General features: G+C 71.3%; 18 protein-coding genes. 8 read left to right on the forward strand and 10 right to left on the reverse strand.

Annotated elements, in window-relative coordinates:
- The 6 genes from R7226_RS11290 to R7226_RS11315 are packed head-to-tail and all read right to left on the reverse strand — an operon-like array spanning position 1 to position 7,023.
- Positions 1-1,482, reverse strand: a complete 1,482-nt coding sequence (locus tag R7226_RS11290; RefSeq protein ID WP_318597257.1) for an L-fucose/L-arabinose isomerase family protein — start codon at positions 1,480-1,482, stop codon at positions 1-3.
- Positions 1,482-2,573, reverse strand: coding sequence for a rhamnose ABC transporter substrate-binding protein (gene rhaS / locus R7226_RS11295; protein ID WP_318597258.1), 1,092 nt, complete (start codon positions 2,571-2,573; stop codon positions 1,482-1,484). The genes R7226_RS11290 and rhaS overlap by 1 nt, the downstream gene beginning before the upstream one ends.
- Positions 2,570-3,679 (reverse strand): ABC transporter permease, encoded by a 1,110-nt coding sequence (locus tag R7226_RS11300; RefSeq protein WP_318597259.1) that lies wholly within the window; start codon positions 3,677-3,679, stop codon positions 2,570-2,572. Before R7226_RS11300 ends, rhaS begins: the two co-directional genes overlap by 4 nt.
- Positions 3,672-4,709 (reverse strand): ABC transporter permease, encoded by a 1,038-nt coding sequence (locus tag R7226_RS11305; RefSeq protein ID WP_318597260.1) that lies wholly within the window; start codon positions 4,707-4,709, stop codon positions 3,672-3,674. Before R7226_RS11305 ends, R7226_RS11300 begins: the two co-directional genes overlap by 8 nt.
- Entirely contained in the window at positions 4,706-6,229 is a 1,524-nt protein-coding gene (locus R7226_RS11310; protein ID WP_318597261.1) for a sugar ABC transporter ATP-binding protein, read from the reverse strand. The genes R7226_RS11305 and R7226_RS11310 overlap by 4 nt, the downstream gene beginning before the upstream one ends.
- Complete coding sequence (locus R7226_RS11315) at positions 6,226-7,023, reverse strand: DeoR/GlpR family DNA-binding transcription regulator (RefSeq protein WP_318597263.1); 798 nt, start codon at positions 7,021-7,023, stop codon at positions 6,226-6,228. The genes R7226_RS11310 and R7226_RS11315 overlap by 4 nt, the downstream gene beginning before the upstream one ends.
- A 211-nt stretch (positions 7,024-7,234) precedes the next feature.
- Between R7226_RS11315 and R7226_RS11320 the strand changes: the two genes are divergently transcribed.
- From R7226_RS11320 to R7226_RS11330, 3 genes are read left to right on the forward strand one after another with little or no spacing between them, the layout of a single operon-like run.
- A complete protein-coding gene (locus R7226_RS11320) occupies positions 7,235-8,026 on the forward strand; it encodes a (Fe-S)-binding protein (protein ID WP_318597264.1) in 792 nt (263 codons plus the stop codon).
- Positions 8,023-9,462, forward strand: a complete 1,440-nt coding sequence (locus R7226_RS11325; protein WP_318597265.1) for a LutB/LldF family L-lactate oxidation iron-sulfur protein — start codon at positions 8,023-8,025, stop codon at positions 9,460-9,462. Before R7226_RS11320 ends, R7226_RS11325 begins: the two co-directional genes overlap by 4 nt.
- Complete coding sequence (locus tag R7226_RS11330; protein ID WP_318597266.1) at positions 9,459-10,106, forward strand: LutC/YkgG family protein; 648 nt, start codon at positions 9,459-9,461, stop codon at positions 10,104-10,106. The genes R7226_RS11325 and R7226_RS11330 overlap by 4 nt, the downstream gene beginning before the upstream one ends.
- 3 nt (positions 10,107-10,109) lie before the next feature.
- Here the strand turns inward: R7226_RS11330 and R7226_RS11335 are convergent, their stop codons facing one another.
- Positions 10,110-10,853, reverse strand: coding sequence for an SDR family oxidoreductase (locus R7226_RS11335; protein WP_318597267.1), 744 nt, complete (start codon positions 10,851-10,853; stop codon positions 10,110-10,112).
- Between the two features lie 97 nt (positions 10,854-10,950).
- Here R7226_RS11335 and R7226_RS11340 point away from each other — a divergent pair, with 97 nt between their 5' ends.
- Together R7226_RS11340 and R7226_RS11345 are read left to right on the forward strand one after the other, a co-directional pair.
- Positions 10,951-11,550 (forward strand): PaaI family thioesterase, encoded by a 600-nt coding sequence (locus R7226_RS11340; RefSeq protein ID WP_318597268.1) that lies wholly within the window; start codon positions 10,951-10,953, stop codon positions 11,548-11,550.
- 75 nt (positions 11,551-11,625) lie between these two features.
- The gene (locus R7226_RS11345) at positions 11,626-13,011 is read left to right on the forward strand and encodes an ATP-binding protein (RefSeq protein WP_318597269.1); all 1,386 of its coding nucleotides are present in this window, start codon (positions 11,626-11,628) and stop codon (positions 13,009-13,011) included.
- On the opposite strand, the gene R7226_RS11350 is transcribed toward R7226_RS11345, so the two are convergent.
- Positions 13,008-13,400: a tautomerase family protein gene (locus tag R7226_RS11350; RefSeq protein WP_318597270.1), complete on the reverse strand. Its 393-nt coding sequence runs from the start codon at positions 13,398-13,400 to the stop codon at positions 13,008-13,010. The genes R7226_RS11345 and R7226_RS11350 overlap by 4 nt on opposite strands.
- A 4-nt stretch (positions 13,401-13,404) precedes the next feature.
- Positions 13,405-13,875: a transcription elongation factor GreA gene (gene greA / locus R7226_RS11355; protein ID WP_318597271.1), complete on the reverse strand. Its 471-nt coding sequence runs from the start codon at positions 13,873-13,875 to the stop codon at positions 13,405-13,407.
- Positions 13,876-13,980: 105 nt separating this feature from the next.
- Between greA and R7226_RS11360 the strand changes: the two genes are divergently transcribed.
- Together R7226_RS11360 and R7226_RS11365 are read left to right on the forward strand one after the other, a co-directional pair.
- A complete protein-coding gene (locus R7226_RS11360; RefSeq protein ID WP_318597272.1) occupies positions 13,981-16,164 on the forward strand; it encodes a DEAD/DEAH box helicase in 2,184 nt (727 codons plus the stop codon).
- Between the two features lie 82 nt (positions 16,165-16,246).
- Entirely contained in the window at positions 16,247-16,678 is a 432-nt protein-coding gene (locus R7226_RS11365; protein WP_318597273.1) for a hypothetical protein, read from the forward strand.
- Positions 16,679-16,723: 45 nt separating this feature from the next.
- Here R7226_RS11365 and R7226_RS11370 read toward each other — a convergent pair whose 3' ends face one another.
- Positions 16,724-17,935 (reverse strand): lipase family protein, encoded by a 1,212-nt coding sequence (locus R7226_RS11370; RefSeq protein WP_318597274.1) that lies wholly within the window; start codon positions 17,933-17,935, stop codon positions 16,724-16,726.
- A 276-nt stretch (positions 17,936-18,211) separates the two neighbouring features.
- On the opposite strand from R7226_RS11370, the gene R7226_RS11375 reads away from it, so the two are divergent.
- Positions 18,212-19,875 (forward strand): PKD domain-containing protein (locus R7226_RS11375; RefSeq protein WP_318597275.1); only part of this gene is annotated, 1,664 nt, incomplete at its 3' end.

A 19,875-nucleotide genomic window follows, 5' to 3' on the forward strand; every position in this document is an offset into this window, starting at 1 on the left:
TCAACGAACCTCTGCGTACTGCAGGCCGAGCAGCTTCGCGACGTTGCGGACCTCGGCGGCGACGTGGCCGACGCCGAGCGCGACGTGGTGGGTCGGGCCCTCCTCGCACCAGCGCTCGAAGAAGTCCGCCGGCTTGCTCGGAAAGACGAGCCGCGAGTTCGTGTTGCCGATCTTGAAGGTCGCGCCGGGAACCGACTCGCCCTCGCCGACGATCAGCTTCAGCCTGCCGTCCGCGGTCTGCGTGCAGCCGACGATCGTGATCGGGCCGAAGCGCACCTTCTGCTCGACCGACAGGCCGGCGCCGCGCTTGCCGTGGAAGACCTTCAGGTTGCGCAGCGTCGGCTGCTCCTGCGCGATCGCGAGGTGCCCGGGGCCGTCGTGGCCCATCAGGATGAAGTCCTCGTCGAAGTCGAGGCCGTAGAACTCGGTGTAGGAGCCGCCCGCGCCGAGGCGGTCGAGCAGCAGCTGCGCGATGTTCGTCTTGATGTCGGCCTCGCCGGCCGTCGGGATCCCGCGCGCGGTGAGCAGCGAGTTGCCGACGATCACGCCGGCGCCGAGCCGCTCGGACTCGTTGCCGTCGACGCCGCGGTAGAAGTACGTCAGCGCGTCCAGCTCGAAGTCCTCGGCGAGCTTGTCGAGGCCGACGGCGACGCGCGCGGACCAGTCGAGCTGCTCCTGCTCGATCGGCGCGGCGATCGGATCGGTCGACGCGTCGGCGAACGCGAACATCTCGCGGATCTCCGTCTCCTTCGCCGTGCGCTCCGCGTCGGTGACCTGCGCGACACGCGCGCCGAGGTCGTCGATCTCAAGCACCTCGACGTGCGCGCCGAGCTGGCCGTGCACCATCGTGAAGTCGGTGTACATGTCGAGCATGCCGGCATAGGCGTGGCCCATGAAGCCGATGCGCGAGCGGCGCAGCGCACGCGCGGCGCCGGCGGCGCGCACCCATGCGGCGATCTTGTCCCAGGCGCGCTCGTCGTCGTCGATCGTGCCGGCGACGGTGTCGTACTGGATGCCGGAGCGCACGCAGGCGCCGGCGATCTCCGGGACGCAGCAGGCGGCGCAGTTGGCCAGCCACTCGCCCGTGTCGGTCTGCTCGTAGTCGAGCGTTCTCGTCGGCTGCAGGCCGAGCAGGACGACGGGCACGCCCGCCTCCTGCAACGCCGGGATCACGACGCTGGAGGTCGCATACGTGACGGCATGGCAGAGCACCAGGTCGACCTGCTGCTGGGCGAACAGGTCGCCCGCGGCGCGGCCGCCCTGCGCGGTGTCGACCAGGCCCGCGCTGACAACATCCGCGCCAAGCTCGCGCACACGCTCTTCAACGCGCGCCTGGTAGCCCTCGCAACGCTCCTTCAGACCCGCGAACTGGGGCCAATATGCCTCGAGGCCGATGCCGAAGACCCCGACCCGCGCGCGCTGCGCGGGTCGGGTCGCCTTCGCCACGACCGTGGTGCTGCTGGGGACGGTCGTGGACGACATCAGAATCTGAAGTCGTCGATGTTCTCTCTGGTGAACTCCGTCGGCGGGCCGAGGACGATCTCGCCGTTGGCGAGGATCTCTCTCTCGCCGAGGCGACCGGCCTCGAATCTCTCGCCCTCGGCACCGGTGATGATGCCGGAGGCCAGAGCGGCGGCCGCGTAGCCGCCGAGGTAGCCGACGTCCTTCGGGTTCCACAGGGCGAAGACCTCGGAGGTCCCGTCCTTGACGAACTTGCGCATCTGGTCCGGCGTGCCGAGACCGGTGACCTGCACTCTGCCCTTCTTCGGGGAGGTCGACAGGTAGCGCGCGGCGGCCGCGATGCCGACGGTGGTCGGCGCGACGATCGCTCTCAGGTTCGGGTAGGCCGACAGCAGGCCCTGCGTCTCCTGGAACGACTTCTGGTCGTCGTCGTCACCGTAGGCGACCTTGACGAGTCTCAGGCCGGAGTACTCAGGCGTCTCCAGTCTCTCTCTGAGGACTCTGATCCAGGCGTTCTGGTTGGTCGCGTTGGCGGTCGCGGACAGGACCGCTATCTCGCCTCTGCCACCGGTCACCTGCGAGGCCATTCTCGCGAGCGACTCGCCGATGCCCTCGGTCGTCGCCTGGTTGATGAAGATCTGACGGGCGTCCGGAGCGGCATCCGAGTCCTGCGTGACGACTCTGATGTCTCTGGCGATCGCCTGCTTCAGGACTGGCGCGACCGCGTTCGGGTCGTTGGCCGCCAGGATGATGGCGTCCGGCTGCTTCTGAATCGCCGACTGCAGGATCGGCACCTGCGACGACGCGCCGGCGTCGGTCGGGCCCTCGATGCTGGCCTCGCCGCCGAGCTCCTCGAATGCCTCGACCGTGCCGCTGTCCTCGAGCTCCTCGTACGGGTTCCCGAGCTGCTTCGGCATGACGATGGCCTTGAGGCCTCTTCTGTACTCACCGTCGGCGTTCGCCGCGGCACCACCGTCAGCCGTCGTGGCAGGCGCGCTGCTCGCCGACGTCTCGGTGTCGTCCTTGGTGTCGCCGCATGCGGCGACGACCATCGCGAGCACGATCGCCAGAACGGCGACCCACAGCGCGCGCGACCGATGGAAAAGACTCATCGATCCTCCTCCTTGCGGGGCTTGGTCGTGGTGGTCGCTGGTGGCGCCGCCCCGGGGGCGCGTGAGCGTGTTGCTCGTGTACGGGCCTCCCGCGCCCGCACGACGAGGTTGGGGCCGAGCACCGAGACCACGAGCAGGGTTCCGGTGACGATCTGGATCCAGTACGACGAGACGCCGTCTGCAAGCAGCAGCGCCTTCTGGATCGCGCCCAAGAGGAAGACGGCGAGGATGACTCCGAAGAGCGATCCCTTACCGCCGAAGATCGAGACGCCGCCGAGCAGCACCGCGGCGACGACCGTCAGCTCGAGGCCGACGCCGACGTTGGCGGCGGCGGTCGAGTTGCGCAGCGTCATCACGATGCCCGCGAGCGCGGCGACGGCGCCGGCCAGCACGTAGAGGCTCATCGTGATGCGCTTGGTGCGGATGCCGCTGAAGCGCGCGGCCTCCTTGTTGGCGCCGATCGCGTAGATCGAGCGGCCGAACGGGGTCGCGTGCAGCGCTATCGCGAACAGCACGGCGAGGATCACGAATATGACCATCACGTTCGGGAACCAGCCGTCGTTGATCGTGCCGAACGCTCTCTCGGTCCACGCGCTCGGGAACGAGGTGATCGACTCGTCGCCGAGGATCACGAGCGCGAGACCGCGATAGAGGCCGAGCGTGCCGATCGTGACGGCCAGCGACGGCAGGCCGAGCTGCGTCACGAGGAAGCCGTTGACGACGCCGCAGACCGCGCCCATCGCGATGCAGATCGGCATGATCAGCTCGAGCGGCAGGCCGGCGTTCCACAGCTCGCCCATCAAGGCGCTGGAGAGGCCGAGGATCGAGGCGACGGAGAGGTCGATCTCGCCCGTGATGACGATCAGCGTCATCGGCAGCGCGATCAGCGCGACCTCGATCATGTCGAACGAGCCCGTCGTGAACGACGCCGCCGTGAAGAACTGCTCGGACAGGCCCGAGCCGACGAACAGCACGACGATGATCAGGCCGACGATCAGCGTCTCCCAGCGCACCAGGTTGCTGGGGTCGAATCTGACGCCGCTCTTGCTCGGCGCGGCCGGCGGCGTGCCGCCGGCGCTGGGGGTGGTGGTGGCGAGCTCAGGCACGGCGTGCGCTCCGCTGTCGCAGGGCCGCGTCGAGTCGGAGCCCGACGAGGCGGTCGAAGGCGATCGCGGCGATCAGCAGGGCGCCGACGGCGGCCTGCTGCCAGAACGAGTCGATCCGGAGCACGATCAGGGACGAGGTGATGCAGCCGAGCAGGATCGCGCCGATCGCGGCGCCGTAGACCGAGCCGACGCCGCCGTTGATCGCGACGCCGCCGACGACGGCGGCCGAGATGACGGTCAGCTCGTAGCCGGTGCCGGCGGTCGCGTCGACGGTGCCGAAGCGGGCCGCGTAGAGCGCGCCGCCGAGGCCGGCGAGCGCGCCGGAGGCGACGAAGGCGCCGACGACGCGGCGGTCGACGCGGATGCCGGCGAGCTTCGCGGCGGCGTCGTTGGAGCCGATCGCGTACAGCTCGCGCCCGCTGCGGTAGTTGCTCAGGTAGAGGCCGACGATCACGACGACGACGAAGGCGATCAACGCGATCGTCGGGATGCCGAGGATGGTGCCCGTGCCGATGTTGAGGAACGAGTCCGGCAGCGTCTCGGCGTTGATCTGGCGGCCGTCGGTGTAGACGAACGCGATCCCGCGGAAGACGTACATCGTGCCGAGCGTGACGACGAGCGCCGGCACTCTGCCGTACGTCGTCAGGACGCCGTTGATGATTCCGCAGGTGGCGCCGAGACCGATGCACAGCAGGATCGCGACGATGATCGGCATGCCGTGGTTGCTCAGCATGTCGCCGCAGAAGAAGGCGGCGAGGCCGAGCACGGAGCCGACCGACAGGTCGATGTTTCTGGTCAGGATGACGAGCGTCTGACCCGCGGCGATGATCGCGATGATCGAGGCGTTGCGGGCGAGGTCCTTCAGCGAGTCGAGCTCGATGAAGCGCGGCTCGAGGATCGCCGTGACGGCGATCAGCGCGAGCAGGGCGATGACGATGCCCAGCTCGCGCATGCGGAAGACCATCTCGGAGAGGCGGCGTGCGCGCTCTCCCGCTTCCCTTCTGTCTACTGCGACGTCTGCGGTGCTCATGCCGCGACCTCCTCCTTCTGGCCCGTCGCGGCCCGGATGACGTTCTCCTCGTTTGCCTCCGCGCGGCTGAACTCGCCGGTCAGGCGGCCCTCGTGCATCACGAGCACGCGGTCGGCCATCCCCAGCACCTCGGGCAGCTCCGAGGAGATCATCAGCACCGCGAGACCTCTCGACGCCAGCTCGGAGATGAGGCGGTGGACCTCGGCCTTGGTGCCGACGTCGATGCCGCGGGTCGGCTCGTCGATGATCAGCACCTTCGGCTCGGTCGCCAGCCACTTCGCCAGCACGACCTTCTGCTGGTTGCCGCCGGAGAGCGTCCCGACGGTGTCGTCGAGGCGGTGGTACTTCAGCTGCAGGCGGGTCGCCCACTCGCTCGCGAGCGCGCGCTCTCTGGCGGCGCGGATGATGCCGCCGGGCGCCAGCGAGCGCATCCGCGTCATCGTCGCGTTGCGCGCGATCGAAAGGTCCATCACGAGGCCCTGCTGACGGCGGTCCTCCGGCACGAAGCCGATCCCGGCGCGCATCGCGGCGGTCGGCTTGGCGTTCGGCAGCCTTCTGCCGAGCACCTCGACGTGGCCGCCGTCGGCTCTGTCGATCCCGAAGATCGCGCGCGCGACCTCCGAGCGGCCGGCGCCGACGAGGCCCGAGAGGGCGACGATCTCGCCGGCCTTGACCTCGAAGGAGACGTCGAAGAAGACGCCTTCGCGCGTCAGCCGCTCGACCGTGAGGACCGGCTTGCCGATCTCCGACGCGACCTTCGGGAAGAGCTGGTCGATGTCGCGGCCGACCATCCAGCGCACGAGGTCGTCGGTCGTCTTGCCCTCGAGGTCGCCGTTGTAGGTGACCGCGCCGTCACGCATGACGGTGACGTGGTCGCAGATCGCGAAGATCTCCTCGAGGCGATGCGAGATGAACATGATCGCCGCGCCCTGCTCTCTGAGCGTTCGCGTGACGCGGAAGAGGCGCTCGACCTCGTTGCCCGAGAGGGCGGCGGTCGGCTCGTCCATGATCAGGACGCGCGCGTCGAAGGAGAGCGCCTTGGCGATCTCGACGAGCTGCTGGTCGGCGATCGAGAGGCCGCGGACGGGGCGCTCCGGTGCGATCGCGACGCCGAGCTGCGTGAACAGCTCCGCGGTGCGTCTGTGCAGCTCGCCCTTGTCGATCCGCTTGCCGGCCGACAGCGGCTGGCGGCCCATGAAGACGTTCTCGGCGACCGTCAGGTCGGGGAAGAGCGTCGGCTCCTGGTAGATGATCGCGATGCCCTTGTCGCGCGCGTCGAGCGGTCCGTGGAAGTCGACCGGCTCGCCGTCGACGAGCACCGTGCCCTGGTCGGGCCGGTAGACGCCGGCGAGCGTCTTCACGAGCGTCGACTTGCCGGCGCCGTTCTCGCCGAGCAGGGCGCGCACGTGGCCGCCGTACAGCTCGAGCGTCGCGTCGCGCAATGCGTGGACGGCGCCGAAGCTCTTGCTCGCGCCGCTCAGCGCGAGCCGCGGCGGCGCACTGTTCGATGTGTTGCTCATACCTCGCTCCCATGGCGCGCGCGGTCCGTGGGGACCCGGCGCACGTCGATGCCGGTCGCGCGCAGCGACGCGACGTCTTCGTTCGAAGCCTCGTCGACCAGGACGCAGGCGAGCTGGTCGACGCTCGTGATCGCGGCCAGGCCGCGCGTGTGCAGCTTGCTTCCGTCGATCAGCAGCACGGGCTCCTCGGCGTGGCTGATCATCGCGCGCTTGACCTCCGCCTCCAGCGGGTCGGCGTCGGTCAGGGTGCCGTCGCGGGAGAGTCCCTTGACGGACAGGAAGACCTTGTCGGCGAAGTGCTCCAGGACCGTGCGGACGGCGTGCGGGCCGACGAACGAGCGCGTCAGTCTGCGCATCGAGCCGCCGACGCCGATCAGCTCGACGTTCGCCTGGTCGGCGGCGCCGACCAGCTCCATCACCGGGACGGAGTTGGTGACGATCGTGACCGGGGTGCGCGCGGCGACGATCGCCTGCGCGGCGTGCCAGCAGGTCGAGGAGGAGTCGACGTAGACGGTCTCGTGCGGGGCGACCATCGCGGCCGCGGCCTCGCCGAGACGGCGCTTGGCGCCGGTGTCGATCCCGAGCCGGTGCTGAAAGGAGTCCTCGTGCGCGGCGACCCCCGGCAGCACGGCGCCGCCGTGCGTGCGGCGGGCGAGGCCCTGGCGCTCGAGCTCGGCCAGGTCGCGGCGCGCCGTCATCGACGAGACGCCGAACTGCTCCTCGAGCGCGGCGACGGTGACCTCGCCGTCGCGGTGCAGGAGGTCGACGATCGACCGGCGGCGCGAGGCCGCCATGACCGGACGGCCGGCTGTGCTTGTTTGTTCGTTTGCTGCCATCTCTCTGTCCAAATGGACAAAAGCAATCAGAGCACAGAACATATCCGCACGTCAAGTCGAGTAAGGTTGGTCACAGTTGGCGACCCGACAGATGGCGCCGCGACGCGGTCAGGACACGCCCCACTGCGAGGCGATATGGTCCGACCAATTCTCCGGAGGAGCTTCTCCTGTGCGTATCGCGCTCTTCATCACCTGTTTCAACGACACGCTCTTTCCTCGCACCGGACAGGCCGTCGTGACGTTGCTCGAACGGCTCGGACACGAGGTGGTATTCCCACTCGAGCAGACCTGTTGCGGTCAGATGCACTTCAACTCGGGGTACCACGACGAAGCGCTGCCGCTGGTGCGCCGCTTCGCCCGCGTCTTCGCCGACGAGCAGCTGATCGTCTCCCCCTCCGGCTCGTGCGTCGCGATGGTGCGCGACCACTACCCGCACGTCGCGCGGGAGTCGGGTGATCCGGAGTTGATCGAAGCTGTTCGCACGCTCGGCGAGCGCACGTTCGAGCTGACCGAGCTGCTGGTCGACAAGCTCGGCGTCGAGGACGTCGGCGCCTACTACCCGCACCGCGTCACCTACCACCCCAGCTGCCACGCGCTGCGGATGCTGCACATCGACGACAAGCCGCTGCGGCTGCTGAGAGCGGTGCGCGGGATCGACCTCGTCGAGCTGCCGCAGGCCGAGCAGTGCTGCGGCTTCGGCGGCACCTTCGCGATCAAGAACGCCGACACCTCGATCGCGATGCTCGACGACAAGCTCAGAGCGGTCGCGCAGACCGGCGCCGAGATCTGCACCGCCGCCGACAACTCCTGCCTGATGCACATCGGCGGCGGCCTCTCGCGCCAGCGCGCGAACGCCTCTGCCCTGCACCTGGCGGAGATCCTCGCCTCGACCGAAGATCGACCGTTCGGTGTTCCGCAGAGCGGCGGCGCGTCGGCTTCGATCGCTGTGGTGCGCGCATGACGACGAGCGCCTCCTGGGCGGACGTCCCCGCCTTCCCGCTCGCCGCGAAGGCCGCGCTCGCCGACACCCAGCTGCGCCGCAACCTCGGCAAGGCGACCTCGACGATCCGCGAGAAGCGGATCGGCGTCGTCGAGGAGATGCCCGACTGGGAGCCGCTGCGCGAGGCCGGCCGGGCGTTGAAGGACCGCACGCTGCGCCACCTCGACAGACACCTGCTGGAGCTGGAGGCGTCGGTGCAGGCGGCCGGCGGCCAGGTCCACTGGGCGCGCGACGGCGACGAGGCGAACGCGATCGTCACCCGGCTGGTGCAGGCGAAGGGCGTCGACCACGTCGTCAAGGTCAAGTCGATGGCGACCGTCGAGATCGAGCTCAACGAGGCGCTCGAGGCGGCCGGCATCACGGCGCTGGAGACCGACCTCGCGGAGCTGATCGTGCAGCTCGGCAGAGACCGCCCGTCGCACATCCTCGTGCCGGCGATCCACCGCAACCGCACCGAGATCCGCGACCTCTTCCGCCGCACGATCGGCCCCGCGACGCTGACCGACGAGCCGGCCGAGCTGGCCGAGGCGGCGCGCCGCTTCCTCCGCGAGAGATTCCTGCGCGCGCGGGTCGGGATCAGCGGCGCCAACTTCGCCGTCGCCGAGACCGGCACGATCGCGGTGCTCGAATCCGAGGGCAACGGCCGCATGTGCACGACGCTGCCGGAGACGCTGATCACCGTCTGCGGGATCGAGAAGCTCGTGCCGAGATGGGAGGACCTGGAGGTCTTCCTGCAGCTGCTGCCGCGCTCCTCGACCGCCGAGCGGATGAACCCGTACACGACGCTGTGGACTGGGGCGCGCGACGACGACGGGCCAAGAGAGTTCCACCTCGTGCTGCTCGACAACGGCCGCACCACGTCGCTCTCCGACGAGCTGGACCGCCAGACACTGGCGTGCATCCGCTGCTCCGCCTGCCTCAACGTCTGCCCCGTCTACGAGCGCACCGGCGGCCACGCCTACGGCTCGGTCTACCCGGGGCCGATCGGCGCGATCCTGACGCCGCAGCTGGCGGGCATGAGAGCGGCCGGCTCGCTGCCGTTCGCCTCCTCCCTCTGCGGCGCCTGCTACGAGGTCTGCCCGGTCAAGATCGACATACCGACCGTGCTCGTCCACCTGCGCAACCGCTCCAACAAGGAGAGAGCGGCGGCGTCGCTGAGGGGCAAGCTCGACCCCGAGCGGCTCGCGCTGAAGGCGGTCGCGAAGGGCTTCGCGACACGCGGCCGCTACGAGCGGCTGCAGAAGCTCGGCCGCCGCGGCCAGTGGCCGCTGGCGCGCGGGGGCAAGATCACGAGGCTGCCGGGCGAGCTGGGCGGCTGGACGAAGGCGCGCGACCTGATGCCGATCCCCGACCAGACCTTCCGCGAGTGGTGGATGGAGCGGGAGGCCTCCAGATGAGCGACGCGAAGTCCGAGATCCTCGCGCGCGTGCGCGCCGCGTTGAACGACGTTCCGGCCGGCGAGACGGCCGGCGACGTCGCGGTCGTGCGCGACTACCGCCGCGTCGGCGAGCTGCCGGCCGCCGAGGTCGTCGAGCTGTTCGCCGAGAACTGCGCCGACTACCGCGCCAACGTGCGCCAGGTCAGTGAAGCGGAGCTGCCCGGCGCGATCGCGGCGTGGCTCGCCGAGCGCGGCCACAGACGGCTCGCGATCCCCGCCGACCTGCCGGCCGCGTGGCGCGTCGACGGCGTCGAGTGGGTCGAGGACCGTTCGCTGTCACACGACGAGCTGAGCGCCGTCGACGGCGTCGTGACCGGCTGCGCGGTCGCGATCGCGCTCAACGGCACGATCGTGCTCGACGGCGGCGTCGCGCAGGGGCGCCGGGCGCTGACGCTGCTGCCCGACTACCACCTCTGCGTCGTGCCGGCGGAGCGGATCGTCGAGCTGGTGCCGGAGGGGATCGCCCGTCTCGGCGACGCCGCCCGCGCGGGCCAGCCGATGACGATGATCGCCGGGCCGTCGGCGACCTCCGACATCGAGCTGAACCGCGTCGAGGGCGTCCACGGCCCGCGCACGCTCGACGTCCTCGTCGTCACCGGCTGACGCTCACGCGGCGGCCGCCACCGCCGCGTCGTAGCGCGCCTGCACGTCGGGGTAGAGCGCGGCGAGGTCGTGCGGCAAAGCGGCCTTGACCTGGCGGCTGACCTCGTCGGCGAGCACCTCCTCGGCGCCGGCCTCGACACCGGCGAGCACCTGTGCGACGACGTCGGCCGGCGCGCTCTTGGGCGCCTCGACGCCGGCCGCCATGTCGGTGTCGACGTAGCCGACGTGGACGCCGACGACGAGCGTCCCCTGCCCGCGCAGCTGGACCCGCAGCGCGTTGGTCGCCGCCCATGCCGCCGCCTTCGAGGCGGCGTAGGTGCCGACCGCGGGGAAGTGGATCCACGACAGCGCCGAGTGCATGTTCACGAGCGCCCCGCCGCCGTTGCCCGCGAGCACTGGCGCGAAGGCGCGGGCGACGTTGAGGACGCCGAAGTAGTTGACCTCCAGCTCGTCGCGGGCGGCCGCGATCGCGTCGTCGTCGAGCGGCGTGGCGCCGCGGCCGACCCCGGCGTTGGAGATCACGAGCGTCGCGTCGGCGGCCGTGCGCGCGGCGGCGGCGGCCTGATCGGGATCGGTCACGTCGAGCTGGAGCGCGACGACGCGCGGATCGCCCGCCGCGACGGTGCGCGGGTCGCGCGCGGCGGCGTAGACCTTGGCCGCACCAGCGGCCAGCAGCCCTTCGACGTAGGCGGCGCCGATGCCGCGGTTGGCGCCGGTGACGAGCGCGACGGAGCCTTCGATCTGCATGGTGGATCCCTTCGGAGGTGGGCCTCCGCCGCGAGGCTGCGCGACGGCTCTGACTTGGCGCTTGCATTTTGCAAGCGATCCCGCCAAAGTACCACCGATGAGCACGACGAGAGACGAGGACCGGACATCTGCTGCTGCCGAGCAGCAGCAGATCGGCGGTGCTCCGGACATCGCGGGCGGCGACGCCGCACCCGCCTCCTGGGGCGAGCCGCGCAGCCGCACGATCACCTGGTACGACCCGCTCGCGACCGCCGCCGAGGGTGCCAAGCTGCCCGGCCGCGCTTACCTGGAGGCAATCGCCGACGGGACGCTCCCGCCGCCGCCGATCGCGTCGATGCTCGACTTCCGCATCGTCGAGGTCAGCGACGGCGAGATACGGTTCGCCGTCGTCCCCGACGAGTCGGCCTACAACCCGATCGGCCTCGTCCACGGCGGGCTCGTCTGCACGCTGCTCGACTCGGTAGTCGGCTGCGCCGTCCACACGCAGCTGCCGGCCGGCACCGGCTACACCTCGATCGAGCTGAAGGTCAGCTACGTCCGCCCGATCCACGCCCACACGGGCGAGATCCACGCCCACGGCTGGGTCAGCAAGCCCGGCCGCCGCGTCGCCTTCGCCGAGGGCGACGTGCGCGACGGTGACGGCAAGCTGCTGGCGACCGCCAGCTCCAGCCTGCTGATCATGACGCCGGACGGCTGAGCAACCCCACGATATTGCTATACCGCAACATACTATGTTATGACATAGCAACTCTCGTTTGGCTATCCTGCATGCATGCCTCGTGAGCTGATCGACCGGATCGGCGAAGCCGCGCTGCTGCGCCAGGCGCGTGACGAGGCGCCCAGCCTCGTCGTCCTCACCGGCCGCCGCCGCATCGGCAAGAGCTTCCTGCTCGCATCCGTCCTGAACGGCGAGCGGGTCGTCAGCTACCAGGCCGACGAGCAGGACGAGCGCGGCCATCTCGACCTGCTCGCCGCCGAGGCGGCACGCCTGCTGCCGGGCGCGCCCCCGCTCCACTTCGACGACTGGAACGCCGCCCTCTCGTTCTTCGCAACTCAGGCCCAGACGGCGCCGGTGGTCGCGATCCTCGACGAGTTCCAATACCTCTGTGCCGCGCAGCCCGCGCTGCCGTCGATCGTCCAGCGCCATTGGGATCGCTGGCAGCGCGAGCAGGTGGCGGTGACGCTCGTGCTCTCCGGCAGCGCGCTCAGCTTCATGGAAGGGCTGCTCGGCCATGGCGCGCCGCTGTACGGTCGCGCCACCCAGCGGCCGTTCCTGACGCCGCTCGACTACCGCGACGCGGCCGCGTTCGTGCGCTCGACCGACCCCGAAGCGCTGCTGCGCCGCTATGCCGTCCTCGGCGGGACGCCGCAGTACCAGGTGTGGGCGGGCGACCGCCGGATCGAGACGGTCCTGCGCAGCGCCGTGCTCGCGAAGGGGCAGCCGCTGTACGAGGATCCGCTGCACCTGCTGCGCGAGGGCGAGGGGGTCCGCGACCCCGCGACCTACTTCTCGATTCTGCGCGCGATCTCAGGCGGCGCGACGCAGCACAACCAGATAGCGACGCGGATCGGCGTCCCCAGCAGCAACCTCGGCGCTCGCCTCGCGCGCTTGGAGGAGCTGGGCTACGTCCGCGGCTGGGCGCCGCTCGGCCCTGACGGCCACGAGCCGCGCCGCACCAGCTACCGCATCGCGGACCCCTACTTCGCCTTCTTCTTCCGCTACGTCTTCCCCAACCGCAGCCGGCTCGAGCGCGGACGCGTCGAGGAGGTCGCGACCGAGGTGCTGGCCGACCTCGACAACGTGATGGGACGGGCCTTCGAGGACGCCTGCCGCACCTGGGCCGGCCGTTACGCCGACGAGCAGCGCATCGGCCGCAGCGACCAGCTCGGCTCCTGGTGGTCGCGCGACGGCAGCGTCGAGGTCGACGTCGTCGGCGTGCGCAAGGGCCGCTACTCGCTGCTGGGGTCGTGCAAGTGGCGCCGTACGGTCGGCGTCGAGGTGCTGGACGACCTGCACGAGGCGCAGGCGCGGCTTGGCGGGAAGGCGATGGGCGCGCGCCTGGCGCTGTTCGCCCGCCGCGGCTTCAGCGCCGAACTGCGCGAGCGGGCGGCGGCCGAGAACGTGCTGCTGGCGACCGCCGCCGACCTCTTCGCCTAAGCCCGCGCGGGCGGTGCGGCGGGGCGGCCGGGGCGTCCCTCGACGCCCCAGTTGGCCGGTTCGACCTCGTCGACCAGCAGCCACACGCGCGCCTCGGGCGAGATCGCCTTGACCGCGCGCGTGCCGTCGGCGATCAGGCCCTCGACCTGCGCCGCGTCCATCCCGCCGGCATAGATCGTGAAGGTGATCGTCACGAGCGGCTGCGCCGGCGCCGCGCCGGCGACGTACGCCTGCTGCTCGCGCGCGAACCACCACACGTTCGCGCGCGCCTGCGGCGTGTCGGGCAGGCCGCGGCGGGCGAGCAGGAAGCCGGTCAGCTCGTCGGTCAGCGGACCGATCGAGGCGGCCGGCAGCGCGCCGTGCGAGTACTGCAGGTCGACCTTCGGCATCGGCTCAGGCGCCGACGCGGACGACGTGCAGCGTGCGGACCCCCGTGGGCGTGTGCACTCTCACGTCCTCGCCGTCGCTGGCGCCGATCAGCGCTCTGGCGACCGGCGACTCGATCGACAGTCTGCCGTCTCTGGCGCTCGCCTCGGCCGCGCCGACGAGCGTGTACGTCGCGGTCTTGCCGCTTCTCTCGTCGCGCACCTCGACCGTCGAGCCGAAGGCGACGACGCTGGCGTCGGAGGCCGCCTCGACGACGACCGCGTTGCGCTCGCGCTCGGTCAGCTTGAGGATGCGCGTCTCGAGGTGCGCCTGATCCTCTTTTGCCGCGTGGTACTCGGCGTTCTCCTTCAGGTCACCCCATTCGCGCGCGGTGCGGATGCGCTCCGCGATCTCGCGCCGGGCAACCGTCTCGAGCTGCTGCAGCTCTGCGCGCAGCGCGTCGAGACCCTCCTGGGTGATGGCATAGCCGTCTGTCATCTGGACAGTTTCGCAGGTGTGCTGCGCATTGCGAGTTCCACGACGGCGCCCGCCGGGACGTGGCGCACCGGGAACTCGCGGGCGGCTCGTTAGCCTGTTCTGTGAATGCAGCTCGTCCCCGAACGCCCCAACGTCGAGCTGCGCAGCGATCCCGAGCGCGGGCGGATCGTCGTGCTCGCCTTCCCCTACGACCGCCACCTCGTCGAGGCCGTCCGCGCGATCCCGCACCGCCGCTTCGACTGGGACACCTACGAGTGGTGGGCGCCGCTCGACGACTGGGTCGCGCTGCACGTCGGCGACGTGCTCAGACGGTTCCCGGAGCTGGAGCCGAGCGAGCAGGTCGCCGAGTGGCTGGAGGGGATCGAGAAGCGCTGGCTCGGCCACGTCCGCACGACCCGCCACGACGCCCGCGGCTGGTGGGTGCTGGAGACGCTCGCGGGCGAGGTCCCCGCCGCGCTGCTGGAGGGCTCGGTCACGCGTGAGGAGGACGGCGCGCTGCTGGTGCCGCTGACGGAGGCCAACGCCCACCTGCTGCGCGAGCAGGAGTCGGCCAAGCTCGACGCCGCCGCCGACCGCACCGTCGCGACGCTGGAGCTGGGCGACGTGCCGCCGCCGGCGCGGCTGGTCGGCACGCACGGCGTCGAAGGCGCGCGGCTGCGGCTGGAGGTGCTGTGGGACCCGACCGCCGGCCACGCCTTCGACGCGCTGCCCGGCAACGAGGGCGAGCGCACGATCCCCGTCGACCCGTGGCTGCTGGAGCCGCTTGACGCGTTCATCGCGCTGCATGACGTCGAGGTCAGCTTCAGCGCTTCGGCGACCCTGCGCAAGCTGCGCGAGGAGGCCGCGCTCGCGGCCGCCGCGATCCGCGCCTCGCGCGCGACCGAGGGCGAGCCGCTGCCGGAGATCGCCGCCAGGCTCGGCGGCGAGCTGGAGCCGTTCCAGTGGGCGGGCGTGCGCTACGTGCTCGACGCCCGCCGCACCTTCCTCGCCGACGAGCAGGGGCTCGGCAAGACGGTCGAGGCGCTCGCCGCGATCGAGGCCGACGACGCCTATCCGGCGATCGTCGTCTGCCCCGCGTCGCTGAAGCTCAACTGGGAGCGCGAGGCGCGCAGATGGCTGCCGCACCGCAGGGTCGTCGTCGTCGAGGGGCGCCAGGCGGTGCCGCGCACCGACGAGATCACGATCCTCAACTACGAGGTCGTCGACCACCACCGCGAGACCTTGGCGCGGATGCGGCCGGGGGCGCTCGTGCTCGACGAGGCGCACTACTGCAAGAACCCGTCGGCGAAGCGCACGCGCGCCGTACGACGGCTGGCGGAGTCGATGGGCCCCGACCGCCTGCGCCTCGCGCTGACCGGCACCCCGGTGCTCAACCACCCCGACGAGCTGATCGCCCAGCTGCGCGTGCTCGGCCGGCTGGAGGACTTCGGCTCCGGCGCCCGCTTCAAGCAGCAGTTCCGCGGGCCGCTGACCGAGGAGCGGCTGCACTGGCACCTGCGCCGGCGCTGCTTCGTGCGGCGGCTGAAGTCGGAGGTGCTGCCGCAGCTGCCGGCCAAGCGCCAGACGGTCGTGCCGGTCGCGCTCGACAACATGAAGGAGTACCGCCTCGCCGAGGACGACGTGATCAAGTGGCTGCGCGAGCAGCCGCTCGACCTCTCCGAGCTGAACGCGAAGATCGCCGCGACGCTGCGCGCCAAGCGGCTGGCGCAGCTCGGCGCGCTGCAGCGGATCGCCGCGCGCGGCAAGCTCGGCGCGGCGCTGGCGTGGATCGACGACTTCCTCGCCTCGGGCGAGCCGCTGGTCGTCTTCGCGCGCCACGTCGAGGTGCAGGAGGCGGTGCTGGCGCGCTTCCCCGACGCCGCCCACCTGCTCGGCCGCGACACGGTGCAGGCGCGCGAGGCGGCGGTGCGGGCGTTCCAGGAGCCGGACGGGCCGCAGCTGGTCGTCGCGGCGACGCGCGTCGCCGGTCAGGGGATCACGCTCACGCGCGCCTCCAACGTCGCCTTCCTGGAGCTGGAGTGGACCCCGGCGATGCACGACCAGGCTGAGGACCGCTGCCATCGCATCGGCCAGCGCGACGCCGTCACCGCCTGGTATCTGCTGGCGGCGAGAACGATCGACGAGACGATGGCGCGGCTGATCCAGCGCAAGCGCGGGATCGTCGCCGCCGTCACCGACGGCCGCCGCCTCGACGGCGACTCGCTCGTCGAGGAGGTCGTGCGCGAGCTGCGCGACGGCAGACCGTTCCGTCACCTCAAGGCGGTCACGGAGCCGGCGGCGGCGACGTAGCGCGACTGGCGCGACGACCAACCGGAACACAGCGCGCCGCAAGCCAGGAAAATGGTCGGCCTGACCCCGACCAGGAGGATCGATGAGGAATCCCGCACGGCTCGCCGTCGCACTCGGTCTGCTCGGCGCCGCCGCCGCGCTGCCGGCGCCCGCGCTCGCGGCGACCAGCAAGGCGAAGCTCGGCTACTACGCCGACAACGCGACGAATCGCAACATGACGCTCAACGTCGCGCGCAATCTTAAGAAGCTGAGCGTCTTCCAGGTCGCGTGCCTCAATTCGGCCGGCAGACAGGGCGGTGTGATCGTCGCCCGCAACGTCCCCATCAGTGACCGCGGGACCTTCCGCATCGACGGCAACGTCTCGGTCACGACCGGCTCGTCGAGATTCACGACGAAGATGCTGATCACTGGCGCCTTCCAGGCCAACCGCGTCGTCGGCAGCTCGGTCGCGCGCGGCAGAACGTGCGGGACGGTCAGATTCAACGGCAGGTACTACGGCAACGCGCAGGGCTGACCGCGCCGGTGCGGCGGGCGCCGTGCCCGCCGCACCGGACTCAGGTCAGCAGTTGCTTGTGGCCGCGACGCCGTTGAAGCGGTCCTGCAACCAGTTGACGACCTCTATCTGAGCGCCGAGCTGGGTCGTGACGTGCTCCAGCGGATAGGCCGAGAGGCGCGTTCTGGCGCCGAGCGCGCACCACTGTCTCTGGAGGCTCTGCTCGACCGCGTACGGAATCACCTCGTCGAAGGAGCCGTGGTACTGCAGCACCGGCACGTTCGGTCTGATCGTGCCGAGGTTGTTGGCGTCGAGCGCCGCTCTGAAGTCGGGCTGCGTCGTCGGGTCGATCCCGCCGACCGTGTACTCCGTCAGGTGGTGGAAGGCGTACAGCGCGAGCGCCGGGATCTGGCAGAGGCTGTTGAGCGTCGAGATCGCCAGTCTGCCGTAGAGCGTCAGGTATCTGTTGACGTTGAGCGCCGGGTAGCCGCCGCGGAAGCCGATCGCTGTGCCGGCGAGGAAGGCGAAGAAGGCCGAGTTGTCGATGTTGGCCTTGACCGCCTGCAGGTTGGCCGGCGTGCCGCCGCCGGCGACGCCGACGATGTTCAGCTCCGGCGCGTACGTCGCCTCCTGCTGGATCACCCAGCCGGCGGCACCGCCGCCCTGCGAGTAGCCCTCGACGCCGACCTGCGTCGTCGCGCTGATGCCGGCCGGCGCGATCCGCGAGGCCGAGCGGAGGATGTCGAGCACCGCTCTGCCCTCGGAGATGCCGACGTTGTACTGATGGTCGCCGGGCGTGCCGAGGCCGGGGTAGTCGGTGACGGCGACCGCCCAGCCCTTTCTCAGCAGGTTCGTGACCGCGAACGACTCGTCGAAGTTGCCGGCCGTCATCGAGCGCGACGGGGCGCACGAGTCGTCCCAGCCCTGCGTGCCGGAGGCGTACGCCGTCAGCGGGCGCGTGCCTCTGCCGGCCCAGGCCGCTCTCGGCACGAGCACCGTGCCGGAGACGGCGATCGCGCCGCCCTGGACGTTGGTCGAGCGGTACAGCACCTCGTACGCCGTCGCGTTGTTGTCGGTCGCGATCGACGTGTTCGCGACGCGGTACCAGATCACGTCGCCCGGTCTGCCCGCCGGCAGCGGGTTGGGCGGCGTGTAGAAGGCCAGACCGGCCGGCGGGTCGAGCGCGAGCGCCGGCGGTGCGGCGAAGCAGACGGCCGCGAGCGCGGCGGCCGCGGCGAGCAGCGCGACGCGCGCGCGGCGCGCGATGACGATGGACACGATTCAATCCCCTTTCTCTGCGGGCACGCCCCACGCGCCCACACCCCATAGACAGAAGACTGGATTTCTGTCCAATCTCCGTGTGGGTTGAAACATATCCGCTCCGCGCGCGCTCAATTTGTCGAGATCGCGCAATCCTGGGCGCTCAATTGTCCGTTTCCTCTAGGCCAGCGATGGCGGAGAGCCGCGCACAGGATGGCGGAGAACCGGCGGGTGCGGCCGTCGTCACGCTCATAGCCTCGCTGCGTCCACGTTCGGCAAGGAGGCCAGCCCGTCATGCGCAGCGCAGCATCGATCCTCGTCACCACCGCCGCCGCGTTCGCGCTGGCGCCGACCGCCGACGCCAGATGGCTCGCGCCGACGGCGATCGGTCAGCTCGGCGCCGCTTCGCTGGCGCCCGCAGTCGCCGCCGGCCCCGACGGCTCGGTCGCGACGATCTTCCCGGCGATCGACAACGGCAGAGTCGCCTTCCTGTCGTCCGTCCGCCCCGCTGGCGGCAGCTGGGAGCCGTCGGTCGTGCTGGAGGCACCGACCTCGGGCATCAGCTCGGTCGACGTCGTGATCGGTCCCGACGGGCGCACGACCGCCGCGTGGATCGCGACCTCGGGCTCCAGATTCGGCGTGCGCAGCTCGACCCGCGCGGCCGGCGGCAGCTGGAGCGAACCGGCCGACCTCTCCGACAACGGCAGCAACGCCGAGCAGCTGACGCTCGCCTCCGGCCCGGACGGCGCGGTCGCCGCGACCTGGCGCCGGTACGACGGCAGAAGATGGATCATCGAGGCGCGCGTCCGCCCGGCCGGCGGCGGCTGGGGCCCCGCCGCCGCCATCTCCGCCGGCGGCCAGGATGCCAACTCGCCGCGGATCACGCTCGACGGCAGCGGCGCGGCCCACGCGCTCTGGGCCCGCTCCAACGGCTCCAAGACGGTCATCGAGTGGCGCATGCTGCCGGCCGGCGGGAGCTGGAGCCCGACGGAGACGCTGTCGTCCGCCGCGTACAGCGCCGGCTACCCGCAGCTTGCCGTCTCGCCGGCTGGCGATGCCGTCGTCGCGTGGACGCTCGGCACCGCGCCGACCAGCGTCCAGGCGCGGCTGCGCCCGGCCGGCGGCGCATGGGAGGCGTCGACGCACGACGTCTCCGCCTCCGGCAGAGCGGCGAACGAGCCGCTCGCCGGCATCGACGGGTCCGGCAACGCGACGGTCCTCTGGAGCGAGAGCGACGGCATGCACACGCTCGTCCGCGCCGCTGCGCACCCGGCCGGCGGCGGCTGGTCGGGTGGCGGGCCGCTGTCGGCCGGCGGTGCGAGCGCCGGTGCGCTGACGCTCGCGGTCGCGCCGGATGGCGTGGCGGTCGCCGGCTGGGCCCGCTTCGTCGGCGGCGCCGTCGTCATCGAAGGCGCCCGCCGGCCGGCCGACGGCGCCGCGTGGCAGCCCGCGCAGCAGCTCTCCGCCGGCGGCAGAAACGCGCTCTACCCGCAGGTCGCGCTCGACGGGCGCGGCAACGCCGTCGCCGTCTGGGACCGCGCGAGCGACGCCGACGCGGCGAAGCACGAGATCCAGGCGATCGGCTTCGACGGCGAGGCACCGCTCCTCGACGGTCTCTCCGTCCCCGCCGCCGCGACCGTCGGCGACGCCGTCCCGCTGGCGGTGACGGCCTTCGACGTGTGGTCACCGCCGGCTGCCGTGACGTGGTCGTTCGGCGACGGCACGAGCGTCGCCGGCGCCACCGCCTCGCACCGCTTCGCGCAGGCCGGCGAGCAGCAGGTGACCGTCACCGCGGTCGATGCGATCGGCCGCCAGACGAGCGCGACGCGCGTCGTCTCCGTCGCGCCCGCGCCGGTCGTCGCGCCGCTCCCCGGGCCCGGTCCGGTGGCGCCCGGCCAGGGCGGCGGAGGCGGCGGGCCGTCGGCCGCCCCGCTGCGCGCGACGCTCGGCGCCGGCGG

Source organism: Conexibacter stalactiti (assembly GCF_033542075.1).
Classification (GTDB): domain Bacteria; phylum Actinomycetota; class Thermoleophilia; order Solirubrobacterales; family Solirubrobacteraceae; genus Conexibacter; species Conexibacter stalactiti.